An 18,070-nucleotide genomic window follows, 5' to 3' on the forward strand; every position below is an offset into this window, starting at 1 on the left:
ATCTTTCGCAAAATTCTCTTTTAATTATATCACACTTTTAAACCTCTCCCATAAAAGTGAAATACAGAAGCAGCCCATTTAAAAAGATTATAACAGAAGCCACAATTATGCCAATGACTTTTTCAATGGGTGTGTTTACAAATTCTCCCATAAACTTTTTCTGAGAAGTAATTAAAAGCATTGGTATTATAGCCATAGGAAGTTCAAAACTTAAAATTACTTGGCTTATGATAAGGGTTTTCAAAGGGTCAATACCTAATAAAATAATTATTAGTGCTGGCATCATGGTTATAAGTCTTCTTACATTTAGTGGAATATTTAACCCTACGAAACCTTTCATTATAGTCTGCCCTGCCATTGTACCTACTGCAGATGATGACAAACCAGAAGCCAAAAGTGCAATGCCAAAAGCCCAACTAGACAAAGACCCTAACAATGGTTTTAAAGACATGTGAGCCTCTTCAATAGACTCAACCACCATGCCGTTTTTATAAAAAACAGCTGCTGACACTATTAACATAGCCGCATTTATTATAAATGCTATATTCATTGCTATTAAAATATCTATCTTTTCCATCCTCAAATGTTCCTTCTTTTCTTCTAATGTATTTCCTGTATTTCTATATTGAACTAACTGGGAATGCAAATAAATCACATGAGGCATTACTGTCGCCCCTAATATTCCCACAGCTATTAGCATAGCTTCTCCACTTGGTATAGAAGGAATTATAGTATGATACATCACTTTTCCCCAATCTGGTTTTGCCAAAAAAAGCTCAAAAGCATAAGAAATGCTAATAATAGCAACTAAAGCAAAAATCACTATTTCAACTATCTTTTGACCATATTTTTCTAAGTAAACAATGATAAATGTGATCACTCCTGTCAAAAGGCCTGCATACATAAGAGGAATGTGAAAAAGCAAATACAATCCTAAAGTACCACCTAAAAACTCCGCCAAATCTGTAGCCATAGCCGCCAATTCTGCTGCTATCCACAAAAGCCAATTAACTTTCCTTTTAAAAATCAAATTACACATTTCCGGTAAATTGCGTCCCGTTGCAATTCCTAATTTTGCAGACATATTTTGCAAAAATATGGCCATAATATTGCTACAAAGTACCACCCATATTAAATGGTAGTTAAATATAGAACCCCCACTTATATTCGTGGCAAAATTTCCAGGATCAACATAGGCAACACTTACCACAAAAGCTGGTCCAAAATATTTTAAAACTTTTTTAAAGGTCTCACGGAGAGAAAAAAATTTTTTAGTCGCTATGATGGACTCACGATTTTCCAAATAAATCCCCCCATTTTAGACAAAGCTAAATTTATTTGCCTTATTTAAAATATGTGTTTCTTTTTTGTCCTGTTACATAAAAAAACAACCCGCATTTACGGGTTATTTTTCTGATACTTTTCTTTTATTTCTGGATTTTCCTCCAAAAACCTATTAAATTTTCTCATTTTTTCTAGCGTTTCAATAGATATATTGTGTTCAATTAATTCTGTTTGCTCTAACAATCCCTCCTTAACCCCTAAATTTTTTAAAAATTCCTCCACAGTAGAATGCCTATCCAATAAAAACTTACCCATTTCTTTGCCCTTTTCTGTTAAACCTATCACTCCATATTTTTCATACTCCACAAATCCTAATTCCTTTAACCTTTGAAGCATTTTAGTAGTTGAAGGGGCTTTTACATTTAAAAGTTCAGAGAGAAGATTTACACGGATATATGGGTTTTTTAGACTTTCCCTATAAATCATTTCTATATAGTCTTCCATAGCTGATGTAAGATGTTTCCTCTCCCGGGAATGAATTTGGTAACCTCTTACAGTATAAAACCTATCTTTTTCCATATGCTCACACCTTTTTTTAATCCTTCAATAGCATATATATTATCTTTAAATAAAAAAAGACTTAGCACGAGGCTAAGCCTTTTGCACAGCATCTTTTTTTACAAAGTCTATTTTACCATCTTTAGCAGTTACAATAAGTTCATCTCCTGGTTTGACTTCCCCTTGCAACATCAATTCTGATAATTGATTCTCTACAATTCTTTGTATAACTCTTCTTAAAGGCCTTGCACCGTAGTTGGGGTCATATCCTTGTTTGATAATTTCCTCTTTGGCTTCAGGAGTAAACTCCAGTTTAATGTTGTTCTCTTTTAGTCTATTATTCAATTCTTTAATCATTATATCAGCAATCTTTTCAATATCTTCTTTTGAGAGTTGATGAAATACAATTATCTCATCCACCCTATTTAAGAATTCAGGTCTAAAGGTCTTTCTCAACTCTGCCATCAATGTTTCTTTTATTTTGTCATAAGAGGCTTTGTCTTCTTTTTCTTGAGGCATAAATCCTAAGGTAGATTGCTTTTTCAAAAGTTCTGCTCCCACATTTGATGTCATGATTATAACTGTATTTTTAAAGTCCACAGTTCTACCTTTTGAATCTGTGAGTCGTCCATCTTCTAATATTTGAAGGAGAATGTTAAACACGTCAGGATGCGCTTTTTCAATTTCATCCAGCAAGATTACTGAATAGGGCTTTCTTCTTACTTTTTCTGTTAATTGTCCTCCTTCTTCAAATCCTACATATCCTGGAGGTGAACCGATAAGTTTAGATACAGTGTGTCTTTCCATGTATTCTGACATATCAAGCCTAATCATAGCATTTTCGTCACCAAAAAGAGCTTCTGCCAAAGCCTTTGTAAGTTCTGTTTTACCAACACCAGTAGGACCCAAGAAGATAAATGAACCTATTGGCCTTTTTGGATCTTTTAAGCCTACTCTTGCCCTTCTTATAGCTCTTGCCACTGCTTCTACTGCTTCATCTTGTCCTATAACTCTTTCATGCAATACCTCCTCTAAGTGGAGCAATCTCTCTGATTCCTCTTCAGCTAACTTTTTAACAGGTATTCCTGTCCACAGAGATACGACTTGTGCGATTTCTTCAGGTCCTACACTTTTTTCATTAGAAAGAGAATTTTGTTGCCATTTAGCTTTTAATTTTTCTAATTCTTCTCTCAATTTTTGTTCTTCATCTCTTATTTTTGCAGCTTTTTCGTATTCTTGAGTTCTTATCGCTTCTTCCTTCTCTTTTATAAGGTCATTGATTTTATCTTCCAGTTCTTTTATCTCTGGAGGAGCTGTCACTGTCTTTAGTCTTACGCGAGAAGCTGCTTCATCTATTAAGTCTATAGCTTTATCAGGTAAAAATCTATCTGCAATATATCTGTGAGAAAGTCTAGCTGCTGCTTCTAAAGCTTCGTCAGTAATTTTAACCCTATGATGGGCTTCATACTTATCTCTCAAGCCCTTTAATATCTCAATAGTCTCCTCCACAGTTGGTTCATCTACAATTATTGGTTGGAATCGTCTCTCTAATGCAGGGTCTCTTTCTACATATTTTCTGTACTCATCCAAAGTAGTAGCTCCAACTACTTGAATTTCACCTCTTGCAAGTGCCGGTTTTAGAATATTTGATGCATCTATTGCACCCTCTGCTGCACCTGCTCCTATCAAAGTGTGCATCTCATCTATAAATAGTATCACATTTCCTGCCTTTATAACCTCATTTAATACTGTTTTTAACCTATCTTCAAATTCGCCTCTGTACTTTGTACCTGCTACCATAGAAGCCATGTCTAAAGTTACAACTCTTTTATCTTTCAAAATTTCAGGAATTTCTCCTTCTACAATCTTTTGCGCAAGACCTTCTACAATAGCAGTTTTACCGACACCCGGTTCACCTATTAGGACAGGGTTATTCTTTGTCCTTCTGCTTAAGATTTGTATAACTCTTTCAATCTCTTTTTCTCTTCCTATTACAGGGTCAAGTTTGCCGTCTCTTGCAAGCTCAGTTAAATCTCTTCCAAATTGATTTAAAGTAGGTGTATTGGTATTTTTAACTTTTGCAGCCTTTGCAGGTCCTCCTGCAGGCTCTTCATTAAGCATTTTTACAATCTCCTCTCTCACCCTATTGAAATCTATACCTTGTTCCATTAAAATTCTTACAGCAACTCCTTCGCCTTCTCTTAAAAGTCCTAACAAAATATGCTCTGTCCCTACATAGCTGGTATTAAATCTCCTTGCCTCACTAAGACTTAGCTCTAGTACTCTTTTTGCCCGAGGGGTATAACCTACGACGTCTCCTGGAATATTTCCCATTCCAATCAAAGACAATACCTTCTCTCTTGTAGTTTCATAAGTTACTCCCAGTTTTTTTAAAACTCTTGCTGCAATTCCTTCATCTTCTTTTAACAATCCTAATAAAATGTGTTCTGTCCCTACATAGTTATGATAAAAAGACCTCGCTTCCTCTTGAGCCAAATAAAGAGCTTTTTGAGCTCTTTCTGTAAATCTTCCAAACATCGCCATAACAAACACCTCCTATAAATTATCTTTTTTGTTTATTTGACTTACTACATATTCTGCCCTTTTAACATCTCTCTCATAGGGGTCTAATTGAATGCCATAAATTTTTTGTAAATTAGCTGGTTGTATATGTGTAGTGAGAACATCAATTTTATTTATATCCACATCTAATATTCCTAAAATTGCTCCTAATCTCACGTCAGACATTAAAGTCATGTATTCCTTTGTAGACATCACTTTTGCATGAGATAAAATTCCAAAAGCCCTTCCTACTCTATCTTCTATTTGAATTCTTTGTTTTTTGTATAAATCCTCTCTAGCTTTTCTTTCGCTAGAGATAATTTGTCTTGCTACTCCTTCAATATTTTCAATTATTTCTCTTTCGCTTTGGCCAAGAGTGACTTGATTAGAAATTTGATAAATATCTCCTAAAGCTTGAGTACCTTCACCGTATATCCCTCTCACTGCCATACCTATTTTAGAAACAGAGTTTAAAATATTGCTTATTTGCCCAGTGATAGTAAGAGCTGGAAGATGAACCATGACTGAGGCTCGTATCCCTGTTCCTACGTTAGTAGGACAAGAAGTCAAATAACCTATCTTTTCATCATAGGCATAGTCGATAGTTTCTTCAATCAAATCGTCAATTTTATCGGCAGTATCCCAGCTTTCATTAAGCCTTAATCCTTCTAATATACATTGTATTCTAAGATGATCCTCTTCATTGACCATTATACTCACTGTATTGTCATCTTTTATAAGAGCATAACCACTCTTTGTATTCTGTGAAAGGTCAGGGCTTATAAGGTGCTTTTCTACAAGTGATTGCCTGTCAATAGGAGTCAATTTCTTCATATCATATTCTACAAATTGGGTAGATAAAATAGTATTACTACCTAATATAGCCTTTCTAACCAAATCTATAACCTTTCGTCCCTGCTCTTCTGTCATAATAGTAGGGAAAGGAATATCTTTTATATTCCGAGCAAGTCTAATTCTACTGGACAATACCACATCTTTATCGTACTGTAGCATTTCGGTCACCTACTTTCCTAATTCTTTCTCCAATTCTCTGATTTTATCCCTTAATTCTGCTGCTTTTTCATAAGCTTCTTCTTTAATAGCTTTTTCCAATTGATATTTCAACTCCTCAATTTCTCTTTTTACTCTCATTTTACCGCCAGCTTTTTTAGGAATTTTCCCTCTGTGTTCTGTACTGCCGTGTATTCTCCTCATAAGAGGATTTAATTCTTCAGCAAAAGCATCATAGCAGAAACTACAACCTAATCTTCCAATTTTTTTGAAATCTTCGTAAGTCATACCACAGTGACTGCATTTCAAAGTTTTTTTTGTAAAGTCATCTACTCCAGGTAAAAAGTCCATTAACCCTGACAATAAATTTTGAACTGAAAAAGGTGTAAAAGTTGAAAAAACTTCTGTATTTAAAATTCCCTCTTCTGCTGCGCACTGGTCACACAAATGCATTTCAGTTTTTACTCCGTTTACTATTTTAGTGTAATGAACTGTAGCAGGCCTTATTTTGCATTTATCACACATCATAAAAATTACCTCCTTTACTTGTTGCGAGCAATTTCCATAAGCATTGCCTTAAGTAGTAATGCTCGCAACATATTCTTATCTTCCTGAGAAAAAGGAAGAATTTTATCATTAACTACAGCTTTCATAAGAGCTGCTTCCCTTGAAGTTATAATATTGTGGTCTAAAAGAGCATCAATGTAGTATCTAGCTTTACTCTCAGAAATATTATCCCCTATGTTTTCTATTATTTTATTTATCCAATTGTTTGATATAGAAGTTTTATAAATTTTTATATAACCTCCGCCGCCTCTTTTACTTTCTATGATGTATCCCCTGTCAATAGTAAAACGCGTCTCTAACACATAGTTTATTTGAGATGGCGCACAATTAAAAACATTTGCTAATTCATTTCTTTGAATTTCTACATAATGCTTACCAGCTTCTTCCATTAGCTCTTTTATAAAATTTTCAATCAAATCACTAAGCCTTGCCATCGCCATCACCACGTCTCTTACTTTTACTTTGACTTTCTTTGACTTTTGAATATATTTTTGCATTTTTTTGTCCTCTCGTCAATAGCTTTTTCACGCTAAAGCAAGTAATTTTTTCTAATATTTTCATCAAATAATAAAAATATCTCTCATATTCTAAAATTTTCACCATTTTTCATTCATTTTCATAGTTTTCTTCCTCTTCATCTGCCAACTCTTGACGGTCTTCTTGATTTATAAGAGATGAAAAATTGCTTTTTCCCTTTAAATTCTTTCTATCTGTATTTTGGTAAGTCTCTTCTTCAAAAAAATTCCCTCTTACAGATTTATATAGCTTTCCTTTGAAAAATTTTTGACTTTTATTCATATCCTCCACCTCTTGCTCACTTTATTATTTATTAAAGCTATTTTCAAACTCTTTTAAATCTAAATTGACTCTCGCTACCCCAGTCTCTATTGCTGCTTTCGCAACTGCTATTGCTACATTTTTAAGAACTCTTTTATCAAAAGGCTTTGGAATTATATATTCCGGAGTAAGTTCATTTTCTAAAATAGTCTGGGCAATAGAATACGCAGCACTAATTTTCATCTCTTCATTAATTGTAGTAGCCCTAACTTCTAATGCCCCTCTAAATATACCCGGAAAAGCTAACACATTATTTATTTGGTTTGGAAAATCAGATCTGCCAGTACCTACTACATAAGCTCCTGCCTCTTTTGCTTCATCAGGATATATCTCAGGCACTGGATTAGCTAATGCGAAAACTATCGGTTTTTTTGCCATTGTTTTTATCATTTCTTTATTTAATACATTAGGTGCTGATACTCCAATAAACACATCTGCTCCTTTTAAAGCATCTTTTAAAAGCCCTTTTAATCTTCCTTTATTTGATATTTTTGCAATCTCTTTTTTAGAGAAGTCTTCATCTTCTCTTCCTTCATATATGATACCACTTCTATCGCAAACTATTACATCTTTTATACCCGCCTTTATTAAAAATTTAGCAATAGCAATCCCTGCCGCTCCAGCTCCATTTACAACGGCAGTAACTTCTTTTAATTCCTTTTCTACAATTTTTAAAGCATTTATTAAAGCAGCCAAAGTTACAACTGCCGTTCCATGCTGGTCATCATGAAATACAGGTATATCCAAAATTTCGTCCAACTTTCTTTCTATTTCAAAACAACGAGGAGCAGAAATATCTTCAAGATTTATACCTCCAAAAGCAGGTGAAATATTCACCACAGTTTTTATAATTTCTTCAACATCTTGAGTAGCAAGACATATAGGTACTGCATCAACGCCTCCAAATTCTTTAAATAAAACTGCTTTTCCTTCCATAACAGGTAGTGCTGCGTAGGGCCCTATGTTTCCTAAACCTAAAACAGCTGAACCATCTGTCACAACCGCAATCATGTGGCTCTTTGTAGTATATTCATATACTAAATCACTATTTTTATGTATCTCCTTACAAGGCTCTGCAACACCTGGGGTATAGGCTAAAGCTAAATCTTTGTCATTTTTCGCTTCTACTTTGCTTATAATTTCAAGTTTGCCTCTATTTTCTTTGTGAAGTTTTAAAGTTTCTTCTCTTATATTCATTTCATAAAGTCCTCCTCTAATACCCGTGTTTTCTTATATTATAACTTAAATATTTTTTAGAAAAAAGTTATTAACTGCAATAAAAATAAGGCCTGCAAAAGCAGGCTTATTCTTCTTTTTCTTTTAATTTCTTCCTTTCTTCTATTATTTTTTGTGCCACATTAGGTGGAGCTTCTTCATATCTTGCAAAAGTCATTTTGAAGTCTCCTCTTGCTTGTGTCAAAGACCTTAAATCTGTCGCATATCTATTCATTTCAGCCAAAGGCACTTCTGCTGTGATTACTTCTAAATTGTCTTTTGACTCCATGCCTAAAATTCTTCCTCTTCTCTTATTCAAATCCCCAATGATATCTCCCATGTATTCTTCAGGTACCACCACTTCTACTCTCATAATAGGTTCTAAAAGAACTGGATTTGCTTGTTCCATTCCCTTTTTAAAAGCAAGAGATGCAGCAATTTTGAAAGCCATTTCAGAAGAATCAACAGGATGGTAGGAACCATCTACCAAAGTAGCTTTAATGTTTACAACAGGATAACGAGCAAGCACACCTTCTTTCATACTTTCTCTCAAGCCTTTTTCTACTGCTGGAATATATTGTTTGGGAACAGCTCCACCAAAGATTTTATCTTCAAACTCAAATTCACTGTTGGGATTTGGCTCAAATTCAATCCACACATGACCATATTGTCCATGTCCACCTGTCTGCTTTTTATGCTTTCCTTCTACTTTGACTTTACCCTTTATCGTCTCTCTATAGGGTACAATTGGGTCTGTCAAGGTGCATTCTACTCCAAACTTGTTCATCAACTTTTTAGAAATTACTTCTATATGCTGCTCTCCCATTCCATAAACTATCATTTGACCTGTCTCTAAATTCTTTTCTACTTTAAAAGTCGGATCTTCTTCCTGTAGCCTTTGAAGCCCATTGCTGATTTTCTCTTCGTCTCCTTTGGATTTAGGTTCAATTGCAAGAGCAAGTGTAGGCTGAGGAAACTCGATTGCTGACAACGTAACAGGATTAGAAGTGTCACATAAGGTATCTCCTGTCATTGTATATTGAAGCTTTGCAACTGCTCCTATATCTCCAGCTACTAACTTAGATACAGGCATCTGCTTTTTCCCTCTTAAAATGTAAAGCTGGCTTATTTTTCTTGCATCTGCTTATTTGAATTAAGTAGTGTAGAATCAGAAGTTAGAGTACCTGATACAACCTTAAAAATAGATAGTCTGCCCACATAAGGATCTGCTATAGTTTTAAATACAAATGCGGCTACTGGTCCATTTTCACTAGCTTTTTCTCGTTCTATATCCAGAGGTGATGGCAAAAATTCCACAATAGCATCTAATAATTTATCTGTTCCAATATTTTTAAGGCTTGAACCGCATAAAACAGGCATTAACTCTCCAATTCTTATGCTGTTTTTGATTCCTTCTTTCATTTCTTCTTGTGTAAATTCTTCTCCTCCAAAGTACTTTTCCATTAAAGTTTCATCGTTTTCAGCAATGTTCTCAATCAATTCCTCTTTGGCCGATAAAACTTTATCCATCAAATCTGCCGGTACTTCTGTCTCCTTTACCCCTTTTTCATCGTAAACGTATGCTTTTTGAGTAAGAACATCTACATAGCCTTTAAAACTTTGTTCGCTTCCAATAGGAAATGTCAAAGGAATAACCTTATTACCAAATTTCTCCATCAATTGATTTAATGTCTTAAAATAATCTGCATTTTCTCTATCCATTTTGTTAATAAAAAATATAATAGGCAACTTATTCTTTTTAGCCATATTAAACACTTTTTCAGTTCCAACTTCTACACCAGAAGCAGCACACACAGGTATTATAACACTGTCTACAACCCGCAAGCCACTTACAACTTCTCCAAAGAAATCAAAATACCCTGGCATATCTAATATATTAATTTTACACTCTCCCCACTCCACTGGAATTACTGATGTGGAAATAGATATCTGCCTGGCAATTTCCTCTGGGTCATAGTCAGATACAGTAGTGCCATTTTCTACGCGCCCCATTCTATCAATGACTTTTGTGTTGAAAAGGAATGCCTCAGTTAATGTAGTTTTACCGGCTCCACCGTGGGAAACCAATCCTACATTTCTTATTTGATTAGTTTTGTAATCCTTCATACATATCCCCCTATCTTATCGCAAATAATCTTTAATATTATTATTCTATACATTTTGAAATTTTCCTTTATTTTTTTTGATATTTTTTTAATAAAAAATCTCTGGCAAAAGCCAGAGATTTACTCAATGTCTTTAATTATGTCCTCCATCATTTTTTGTATCTTTTCTGCCTCAGCAATATTTAGCACCCTTTCCGCTATTTCTTTTGCTCTTTCATATTCCACATTTCTGATGATATTTTTAACTGTAGGTATAGAAGTTGCACTCATAGAAAATTCGTCTAAGCCAAGTCCTAACAATATAACTGTAGCTAAAGGATCTCCCGCCATTTCACCGCACATAGCCGCAAATTTGCCTTCTTTATGGGCTGCATCAATAACCAGTTTTATAAGTCTTAAAATAGCAGGATTAAAAGGTTGATAATAATCTTTTACGTGTTCATTCATTCTGTCAACAGCAAGAGTATACTGACACAAGTCATTAGTTCCTATGCTAAAGAAGTCCACTTCTTTAGCCAATATGTCTGCAGTTATTGCAGCAGAAGGTATTTCCACCATTATACCTACTTTTATGTTTTTGTCATATTTTATGCCTTCTTTATCAAGCTCAGCTTTTACTTCGTTTAAAACGGTATTTGCTTTTCTTACATCTTCTACAGAAGATATCATAGGATACATTATGTGAATATTTCCATAAGCACTTGCTCTTAAAATTGCTCTTAATTGAGTCTTAAATATGTCTGTCCTATCCAAGCAAAGCCTTATAGCCCTATATCCCAAAAAAGGATTCATCTCTTTAGGCATATCAAGATAAGGAAGTTCCTTATCTCCTCCTATATCCAGTGTTCTTATAGTAACAGGCCGGCCTTCCATTTTTTCTGCAACTTCTTTGTAGGCTTCAAATTGCTCTTCTTCTGTAGGAAGAGTAGTTCTATCCATGTATAAGAATTCAGTTCTAAAAAGTCCAACCCCTTCTGCTCCATTGGCCAGCGCACTTTTTACATCTTTTGGAGTTCCTATATTTGCCGCTAACATGACTTTTTTGCCATCGGGAGTTATTGCAGGCAAATCTTTTAATTTCTTTAATTTCTCCACCTTTTTATCATAATTCTCTTTTTTAGCCTTATATTCGTTTATTGTATTTTCGTCAGGATTTACAATGACAACCCCTTCCAACCCATCTACTATTATGGTATCTCCATTATTAACTTGAGAGGTAACATTACCCAATCCTACTACAGCAGGAATTTCTAAGGAACGTGCCATTATAGCTGTATGAGAAGTTCTTCCGCCTACATCTGTAGCAAATCCTAAAACCATTTCTTTTTTCATGGTAGCTGTATCTGAAGGGGTTAAGTCTTTGGCTATAACTACCACTTGTTCATCAAGTTCAGAAAGATTCACGCTTTTTACTCCTAAAAGATTATTTATTATACGGCTTCCTACATCCCTTAAATCTACAGCTCTTTCTTTTAAATATTCATCATTTAAACTTTCCATTACAGAAGCATTTTGTTCAATTACTTTATTTACCGCATTATCAGCAGTTATAAGTTCAGTCTTTATCATGTTTTCTACCCCTTCAATAAGTTCGGGGTCACTTGCTAGCATTAAATGTGCCTCAAAAATTTCTGCCTTATCCTTCCCAAATTCTTTCAATGCATCTTCTTTAATTTTTTGTATTTGCTCCTTCGTCACTTCTAAAGCTTTCTTAAACCTTTCAATTTCGTACTCTACTTTTGATTCATCTATGTTTTTCATGTTGATTTCTGCTTTTTCTTTAGTATATAAGAAAACCTTCCCAATCGCTATCCCTGGGGATGCCGCAACTCCTTTTAGCATTTGTTAACCCTCCTTAAAATTAGTTCTAACGTCTATTATAACATAGTTTTCGTCCCAGTGTGAAACTTTTGCACAATAATAAAATAAAAAATAAAGCAAATTTGACAAATCATTTTTTAGATAGCCGCAAAAGCAAAATCAGGAAAGGCAATCCCTTTCCTGACTCAACAATCAGTTCTTTATTTATTAACCAATTTTAATGCTTCTTCAATAACAGCTTTAGCGTTTTTTATAGCTTTTTGAGCTTCAACTTTATAGATGGGCTTATCTTTAAATCGAGATTCTTCTTTAACTGCTACATCTGCTGCGAAAATAACAAGATCTGCTTCATCAACTTCCTTCTGAGTTATTTTATTCTCTATGCCAATTGAACCTTGCGTTTCAACTTTAATTTTGTGCCCAAGTTTTTTTGCTGCATTCTCTAATGCTTCAGCCGCCATATAGGTATGAGCAATACCTGTAGGACAAGCTGTAACTGCAACTATTTTCATATTCCATCCCTCTTTCTATAAAATTTTGTAAATTATTTACATAATCTTGAAACTATTTTTAGTTTTACTCAGCAACTTCACTCTCATCTTCAACTTCTTCAATAACTGGTTTTTTTAATGCATTTACCATTAATGCAGTAACCGCAATACCTATTAGTACAGCTACTATAAACATGATTTTATTATCTACAACCGGCAACACAATAGGTCCACCATGTGGTGCATGGTCTCCAACCTTCCCTATTGCTGCTATCGCAGCACCTATAGATGAGCCTACCATTATAGATGGTATTACTCTTAATGGATCGGCTGCAGCAAAAGGTATAGCACCTTCTGTGATACCAATCATCCCCATTGCAAGTGCACCATACCCTGCTTCCTTTTCTGCTTTAGTGTACTTGTTGGGTGCTAACAATGTAGCAACACCCATCCCAAGCGGGGGAATGCATATTGCTACTGCTACTGGTCCCATAATTGTATATACGCCTTCTCCTATCATTGCTGCAGCAAATAAGAATGCAACTTTGTTTACAGGCCCCCCCATATCAAAAGCTATCATCGCACCCATTATCATTGCTAAAATCACAGCATTTCCTGTACTCATGGATTTTAACCAATTTGTCATAGCTGTCATTGCACTGCTTATAGGATTACCGAGTACATATATCATAAGAAAACCTACAATAAGTGCTGATAACAACGGGATTACAAAAATTGGCATTATAGGTCTTAAATTCTTAGGAACTCTCCAACTCTTTATCCACCTTGCAACATATCCTGCGATAAAACCTGCAATAATTCCACCTAAAAAACCTGCCTTCAACTGGTTTGCAAGCACTCCACCAACAAGTCCAGGAGCAAGTCCAGGTCTATCAGCTATTCCAAAAGCTATAAATCCTGCAAGAACTGGCACCATCATTGAAAAAGAAGCTGTACCAATATCCATCATACTTTTTAACACTGGATTTGTAACAACTGCACCTTTACCAGCCTGCACACCACTTAATGCAATTGAAAAAGCTATTAAAACACCACCTATGACAACTATAGGTATCATGTAAGATACGCCTGTCATTAAATATTCTCTAATCCTTTTTAATTCTTCCTTCATCGTATTTTTATCCTCCTTATCGATTTTATTTTTGTTTATTTTTAACTTACTTGGATATCACTTAAAGCATTTAAAATTTCCTCGACAGTTACTGCTTTTTTTAGCATTTCAATAAAACTATCATTCATTAATTTTCGTGATAACTGTGACAATATCTTAAGATGAACATTATCCACATTTTCTTCAGGCACCCCTAAGAGAAAAATTAAATTGACAGGTTTGCCATCTAATGAATCCCATTCTATTCCATCAGTTGTTTTACCAAATACTATCATCGCCTCCTTTACAGCTTTTGATTTTCCATGTGGTATCGCGATTCCATTCCCCACCCCCGTTGTATATGCTTTTTCTCTATCAAGCACACTTCTCGCATACTCCTCTACAGAAGTTATTTTCCCTTCTTTTTGCGCCAATTCCGCCAATTTTATAATTGCCTCTTCTTTGTTTTTTGCCTCAAGATTTAGTGTGACAAGATTTTTATTTATCAGCATTATAAACTACCTCCAATAACTTTATAATTTCCTCTCTGCTTTTCGCTTTTTTTATATTTTCTACAAATTCCGGTGATTCAAGCTTATTATATAATTTTCTAAATATATACCTGGACTTTGCTATATCACTTTGAGTTAAAGATATCATAAATAACATATCTACCTTTTCTTCATCCCAAGCTATAGGATTTTTTAGTCTTACCACTGTAAATACTGATTTATTAACATGTTCTGGTAAACCATGTGGAATTGCAATACCATTTCCTATAGCAGTAGAAGCTATTTTTTCTCTGGTTATAACATCTTGAATATATTCCTCCTTTACATATCCTTTTTTATGCAACTCCATACATACCTTATTTAATAAATCTTCTTTTTTTAGATAAATACCGTCAACATCAAGTAACTGCGTATCAATTAAATTAGATCTCTTATTTAGAGCTTGTATAAATTCATCAAGCCGTCTTATATCATTTTGAGTTAATAAAGGACTTATATTTATAAAAGGTTTATTTATCTCAATAGGTACAGTAGAGATAACTATATCTATGTCATTTAAGATGCTCTCATGTAGCGAAACAGAAGAAACTATGTCTTTTATTTCTATCTGTTTAAAAGATTTCTCAAGCCTTGCCGCAAGAAGTTGTGCTGTTCCAATGCCAGTTGTACAAACAACCAGGGCTTTAAGTGGTTTTTTAGCTCGTTCAACTGCAGCACCTAAATGTAGTGCAATATAACCTATTTCCTCTTCTGCAACTTTTTTACCTAAATACTTCTCAAACACAACACTTGTCATCCATGCAACCCCATATATTTCAGGATAATTCTCTTTAATATCGTTTAATAGTGGATTTCTTAGTGTTAAACCATACTTAAGCCTATTTATAGTTGGTCTTAAATGTAGTATCAAACCATTTAACAATTGCTTATCATTGCTTAAATCAAGAGATAATGCCCTTTCAGCAATATTTATAATTTCTTTTGACATAATAACCGCTAGCTCAATACTTTCTTCATCTTCCAACTCTAAATTCACATCTTCAATTTTATTTTGCTGCATTTTAGTACCAATGATATGCAATACAATATATCCTATTTCTGATTCAGGAAGAACTACATTAAATTTCGCTTCTATCTCTTTCGCCATCTGTTGAGCTATTACATATTCATCTTTTTGCTTTAGATTATTTAAGACCGCCTTTGATAATTTAACATCTTTTTTATGCTTTAGTCTTTCGATAGAAATAGCTACATGTATAACCAAACTTATAAAAGCCTCATCCGAAAATCTAAATTTGAGTTTTGATTCAGCATTACTAACTATTTTTTCAAGTTGCTTGTAATCAATATCAAAAAGTTCCCTTAATTGCATTAATGTTCTATAATCTATCCTACCAGTGTAATCATTATATAAAAATTCTTTTAATTCTTTTTGTTCTTTAGTTGAAACAATTAAGCTTGCCACTGCATTTCGCCAATTCTCTTCATCGCCTACCACTTCAATGCCATAGTTAGGTTTTTTTAGAAGTTTTAGATTAAATTTGTTAAGCCATTTTTCAACACTTTGTAAGTCTTTGTGTATTGTAACCCTACTTACATAAAGTTCCTCCGCTAGTTCTTTTGTAGTTACACTTCCTTTACTCATAAACAATCGCTTTAAAATGTAGTTTTTTCTTGCTTCAGGCGAAAAAGGTTCTTCAAAGTCTAAACTCTTTTTAATCTCATCAGCAAGCTCAAGCTTTTTATTTCTAGGCCCCTCTAGTACAATACCTACTCTTGGTTTTTTGATAATTTTTACGCCTTTTTGTTGTACAAATTCTTCAGCTTTTTTTAAATCATTCCTTATTGTTTTATTCGATACTTTCAGTGTATTTGCGATATAATCAACCGTAAGTGGCTGTTCGCTATTTAAAAGCATATTTATAATCTCAAGTATCCTATCCATAATTAATCACCCTTTTACCACATTTAATGTGGTAACTATATTAACAAATTTATTTCACCTTTCGATTAATATTATACCTTAAAAACGTTTATTTTCAAGGGATTTAAGTGTAACTTTTTATACCTTATTAATGTGGTAAAACTTTATTAATTATTCAAATCAAGAGATAAAACAAAAAAAGACCAGGAAAATATTCTCCCAGTCTTTTCTTTAAGCCTTTTTCACACTTCATATATGGCAATTTTGTTTCTTCCTTTACTTTTGCCACCTGCATATAAAGCTCTATCTGCATGGCTTATAAGTTTTTCTGCAGAATCAGCCTTTTCCGGATAATCTGCTACTCCACCCGTTATGGTTACATATATATCTCCTTTATCTGTCCTAATTGGCCTTGATGATACTTCATTTCTTATCCTCTCTGCAATCATATAGGCTTGTTCTGCAGTAAGTTTCGGCAAAATCACTGCAAATTCTTCTCCACCAAATCGCGCTACAATATCATCACTTCTCACATTGTTTTTTATCCGTTTTGCCACTTCCTTAAGTACTTCATCTCCAACTAAATGGCCATAAGTATCATTTATCAGTTTAAAATTATCCAAATCAAACATTATAAGGCTCACAGGCTCACTAGTCTCATCTGCCCTCATAATATTTTCCATTAATGCATCATTAAAATATCTTCTATTATAAGTCTTTGTTAAAGGATCAGTAATAGATTTTTTGGTGACTTCATAATATCGTTTAGCATTGGTTATCGCAACAGAAGCTTGATCTACGATTATCTCTATGATTTTAACAGAATCCTCATCAAACACATTTGTCTCTACATGCAACACCATAAGACATCCAATGACAGATCCCGAAAACCTTAAAGGAGCTACTACTACACTGCCATAGTTATTTAAAAATTGTTCTTTTAAAAATCTTTTATCCTGCTTTAAATCCTTAATTGCTATTGTTTTGTTAGAAGATATGCACTTTCCTATTATTCCCTCATCTTTGAAGTAATTTTCTTTAAAGCCTTCCTCTCCCTCTCTATTACCTATCGATTTTACTAAAGCAGCTACCCCATTAGAATCTGTCAAATATATTGCTGCTGCAGATACTGAAACAACTTGAGAAATAACTTCTATAATAGTATCTAATATTTGCTCCAACTCTAACTTCGAATTTATCATTTTAACCATCTCATATATGGCGTTAAGCCTTTTATTTGCCTTAATCAAATCTCTAATCATCCTAAAAGCATATGCTATGAATATAAGTGGAGTTAAAGATAACACAAAAAACAGAAGGCTATGTTTAAAATAAATATATGCAAGAAGTAATGAAACAGGAATCATAACTATATAAGTACCCAACTCTAATAATACACTCTCATTCCAATACTCTTTAAACAAAATCTTCCCCTGTACTTTTAAAGCATAGTACAGTATAAAATTATTCAAAAGGAAACTTATTATGACGTAACTTAAAATATATTTAACTTGCGAAAAAGAAACTATGCCAATTTTTCCACCTATGAATTCATAAAACCATCCTGCCACTAAATATGCAATAGAAAACATTCCTCCATTTAAAAGCCCATTTTTTATCTTTTTTCTTACTACAATAGTATCAAACATAACAGAGGATACCATGAGAGTAGCCGCTCCAACCGTGCCAAAAATCAAAAAAGTAGTTATTCCTATTGTAGGGCTTAAAGATAATTTTATATCTGTATACATTATGCCAAGATTATCCAAAATTATTGCGAAAGCTAATAAAATCAAAAAGACTCTCCAATCAATTCCAATACCACAGCGGTAAAGTGCCCACACAAATAATATACTTCCTATTGTAATTAAGGTTATATTAAAAACCAGTTCCCTGTACTTCCCCATACTAATCCCCTCGTTTTTCCGAATCATATTAGTATTCTACATTTATTTCAAAAATCCTTCTTGGGCTGATAAGGTTTATAAAATTGATCACATTTATTTATCAGAGCCAATTGTACCACAAATCCCCATCATAATATGTCGAAT

Annotated in this window: 14 protein-coding genes and 1 pseudogene; all 15 read right to left on the reverse strand. The window is 33.8% G+C overall.

Annotated features, from left to right (window positions below; genetic code table 11):
* Positions 1-37 precede the first annotated feature (37 nt).
* The gene (locus THESIDRAFT1_RS03865; protein WP_006569580.1) at positions 38-1,303 is read right to left on the reverse strand and encodes an Nramp family divalent metal transporter; all 1,266 of its coding nucleotides are present in this window, start codon (positions 1,301-1,303) and stop codon (positions 38-40) included.
* A gap of 95 nt (positions 1,304-1,398) precedes the next feature.
* A complete protein-coding gene (locus THESIDRAFT1_RS03870; RefSeq protein ID WP_006569581.1) occupies positions 1,399-1,863 on the reverse strand; it encodes a metal-dependent transcriptional regulator in 465 nt (154 codons plus the stop codon).
* Between the two features lie 72 nt (positions 1,864-1,935).
* Positions 1,936-4,386 (reverse strand): ATP-dependent Clp protease ATP-binding subunit, encoded by a 2,451-nt coding sequence (locus THESIDRAFT1_RS03875; protein ID WP_003870696.1) that lies wholly within the window; start codon positions 4,384-4,386, stop codon positions 1,936-1,938.
* 12 nt (positions 4,387-4,398) lie between these two features.
* Complete coding sequence (locus THESIDRAFT1_RS03880) at positions 4,399-5,418, reverse strand: protein arginine kinase (protein ID WP_004404893.1); 1,020 nt, start codon at positions 5,416-5,418, stop codon at positions 4,399-4,401.
* A gap of 9 nt (positions 5,419-5,427) precedes the next feature.
* Complete coding sequence (locus THESIDRAFT1_RS03885; RefSeq protein WP_003868421.1) at positions 5,428-5,943, reverse strand: protein-arginine kinase activator protein McsA; 516 nt, start codon at positions 5,941-5,943, stop codon at positions 5,428-5,430.
* 14 nt (positions 5,944-5,957) lie between these two features.
* A complete protein-coding gene (locus THESIDRAFT1_RS03890) occupies positions 5,958-6,422 on the reverse strand; it encodes a CtsR family transcriptional regulator (RefSeq protein WP_004404897.1) in 465 nt (154 codons plus the stop codon).
* Positions 6,423-6,588: 166 nt separating this feature from the next.
* On the reverse strand, positions 6,589-6,780 hold the full coding sequence (locus THESIDRAFT1_RS03895; RefSeq protein WP_003868419.1) for a hypothetical protein: 192 nt from the start codon (positions 6,778-6,780) through the stop codon (positions 6,589-6,591).
* A 24-nt stretch (positions 6,781-6,804) separates the two neighbouring features.
* A complete protein-coding gene (locus THESIDRAFT1_RS03900) occupies positions 6,805-8,016 on the reverse strand; it encodes an NAD(P)-dependent malic enzyme (RefSeq protein WP_003868418.1) in 1,212 nt (403 codons plus the stop codon).
* Positions 8,017-8,122: 106 nt separating this feature from the next.
* Positions 8,123-10,161: pseudogene (fusA, locus tag THESIDRAFT1_RS03905) on the reverse strand (elongation factor G).
* A gap of 119 nt (positions 10,162-10,280) precedes the next feature.
* Complete coding sequence (gene ptsP / locus THESIDRAFT1_RS03910; protein WP_006569584.1) at positions 10,281-12,002, reverse strand: phosphoenolpyruvate--protein phosphotransferase; 1,722 nt, start codon at positions 12,000-12,002, stop codon at positions 10,281-10,283.
* Between the two features lie 179 nt (positions 12,003-12,181).
* Positions 12,182-12,493, reverse strand: coding sequence for a PTS fructose transporter subunit IIB (locus THESIDRAFT1_RS03915; RefSeq protein ID WP_003868415.1), 312 nt, complete (start codon positions 12,491-12,493; stop codon positions 12,182-12,184).
* 64 nt (positions 12,494-12,557) lie between these two features.
* Positions 12,558-13,604: a PTS fructose transporter subunit IIC gene (locus tag THESIDRAFT1_RS03920; RefSeq protein ID WP_006569585.1), complete on the reverse strand. Its 1,047-nt coding sequence runs from the start codon at positions 13,602-13,604 to the stop codon at positions 12,558-12,560.
* Positions 13,605-13,645: 41 nt separating this feature from the next.
* Positions 13,646-14,095 (reverse strand): PTS sugar transporter subunit IIA, encoded by a 450-nt coding sequence (locus THESIDRAFT1_RS03925; RefSeq protein WP_003870703.1) that lies wholly within the window; start codon positions 14,093-14,095, stop codon positions 13,646-13,648.
* Positions 14,082-16,040: a BglG family transcription antiterminator gene (locus THESIDRAFT1_RS03930; RefSeq protein WP_006569586.1), complete on the reverse strand. Its 1,959-nt coding sequence runs from the start codon at positions 16,038-16,040 to the stop codon at positions 14,082-14,084. Before THESIDRAFT1_RS03930 ends, THESIDRAFT1_RS03925 begins: the two co-directional genes overlap by 14 nt.
* Before the next feature lie 221 nt (positions 16,041-16,261).
* Complete coding sequence (locus THESIDRAFT1_RS03935; protein ID WP_006569587.1) at positions 16,262-17,926, reverse strand: sensor domain-containing diguanylate cyclase; 1,665 nt, start codon at positions 17,924-17,926, stop codon at positions 16,262-16,264.
* Positions 17,927-18,070: the final 144 nt, after the last annotated feature.

It is taken from the genome of Thermoanaerobacter siderophilus SR4 (assembly GCF_000262445.1).
Classification (GTDB): Bacteria; Bacillota; Thermoanaerobacteria; order Thermoanaerobacterales; family Thermoanaerobacteraceae; genus Thermoanaerobacter; species Thermoanaerobacter ethanolicus.

Coding starts and splice junctions, on each gene's coding strand:
- THESIDRAFT1_RS03870 (WP_006569581.1), bottom strand. CDS start 1,863: ATGGAAAAAGATAGGTTTTATACTGTAAGAGGTTACCAAATTCATTCC.
- THESIDRAFT1_RS03875 (WP_003870696.1), bottom strand. CDS start 4,386: ATGGCGATGTTTGGAAGATTTACAGAAAGAGCTCAAAAAGCTCTTTAT.
- THESIDRAFT1_RS03880 (WP_004404893.1), bottom strand. CDS start 5,418: ATGCTACAGTACGATAAAGATGTGGTATTGTCCAGTAGAATTAGACTT.
- THESIDRAFT1_RS03885 (WP_003868421.1), bottom strand. CDS start 5,943: ATGATGTGTGATAAATGCAAAATAAGGCCTGCTACAGTTCATTACACT.
- THESIDRAFT1_RS03890 (WP_004404897.1), bottom strand. CDS start 6,422: ATGGCGATGGCAAGGCTTAGTGATTTGATTGAAAATTTTATAAAAGAG.
- THESIDRAFT1_RS03895 (WP_003868419.1), bottom strand. CDS start 6,780: ATGAATAAAAGTCAAAAATTTTTCAAAGGAAAGCTATATAAATCTGTA.
- THESIDRAFT1_RS03900 (WP_003868418.1), bottom strand. CDS start 8,016: ATGAATATAAGAGAAGAAACTTTAAAACTTCACAAAGAAAATAGAGGC.
- ptsP (WP_006569584.1), bottom strand. CDS start 12,002: ATGCTAAAAGGAGTTGCGGCATCCCCAGGGATAGCGATTGGGAAGGTT.
- THESIDRAFT1_RS03915 (WP_003868415.1), bottom strand. CDS start 12,493: ATGAAAATAGTTGCAGTTACAGCTTGTCCTACAGGTATTGCTCATACC.
- THESIDRAFT1_RS03920 (WP_006569585.1), bottom strand. CDS start 13,604: ATGAAGGAAGAATTAAAAAGGATTAGAGAATATTTAATGACAGGCGTA.
- THESIDRAFT1_RS03925 (WP_003870703.1), bottom strand. CDS start 14,095: ATGCTGATAAATAAAAATCTTGTCACACTAAATCTTGAGGCAAAAAAC.
- THESIDRAFT1_RS03930 (WP_006569586.1), bottom strand. CDS start 16,040: ATGGATAGGATACTTGAGATTATAAATATGCTTTTAAATAGCGAACAG.
- THESIDRAFT1_RS03935 (WP_006569587.1), bottom strand. CDS start 17,926: ATGGGGAAGTACAGGGAACTGGTTTTTAATATAACCTTAATTACAATA.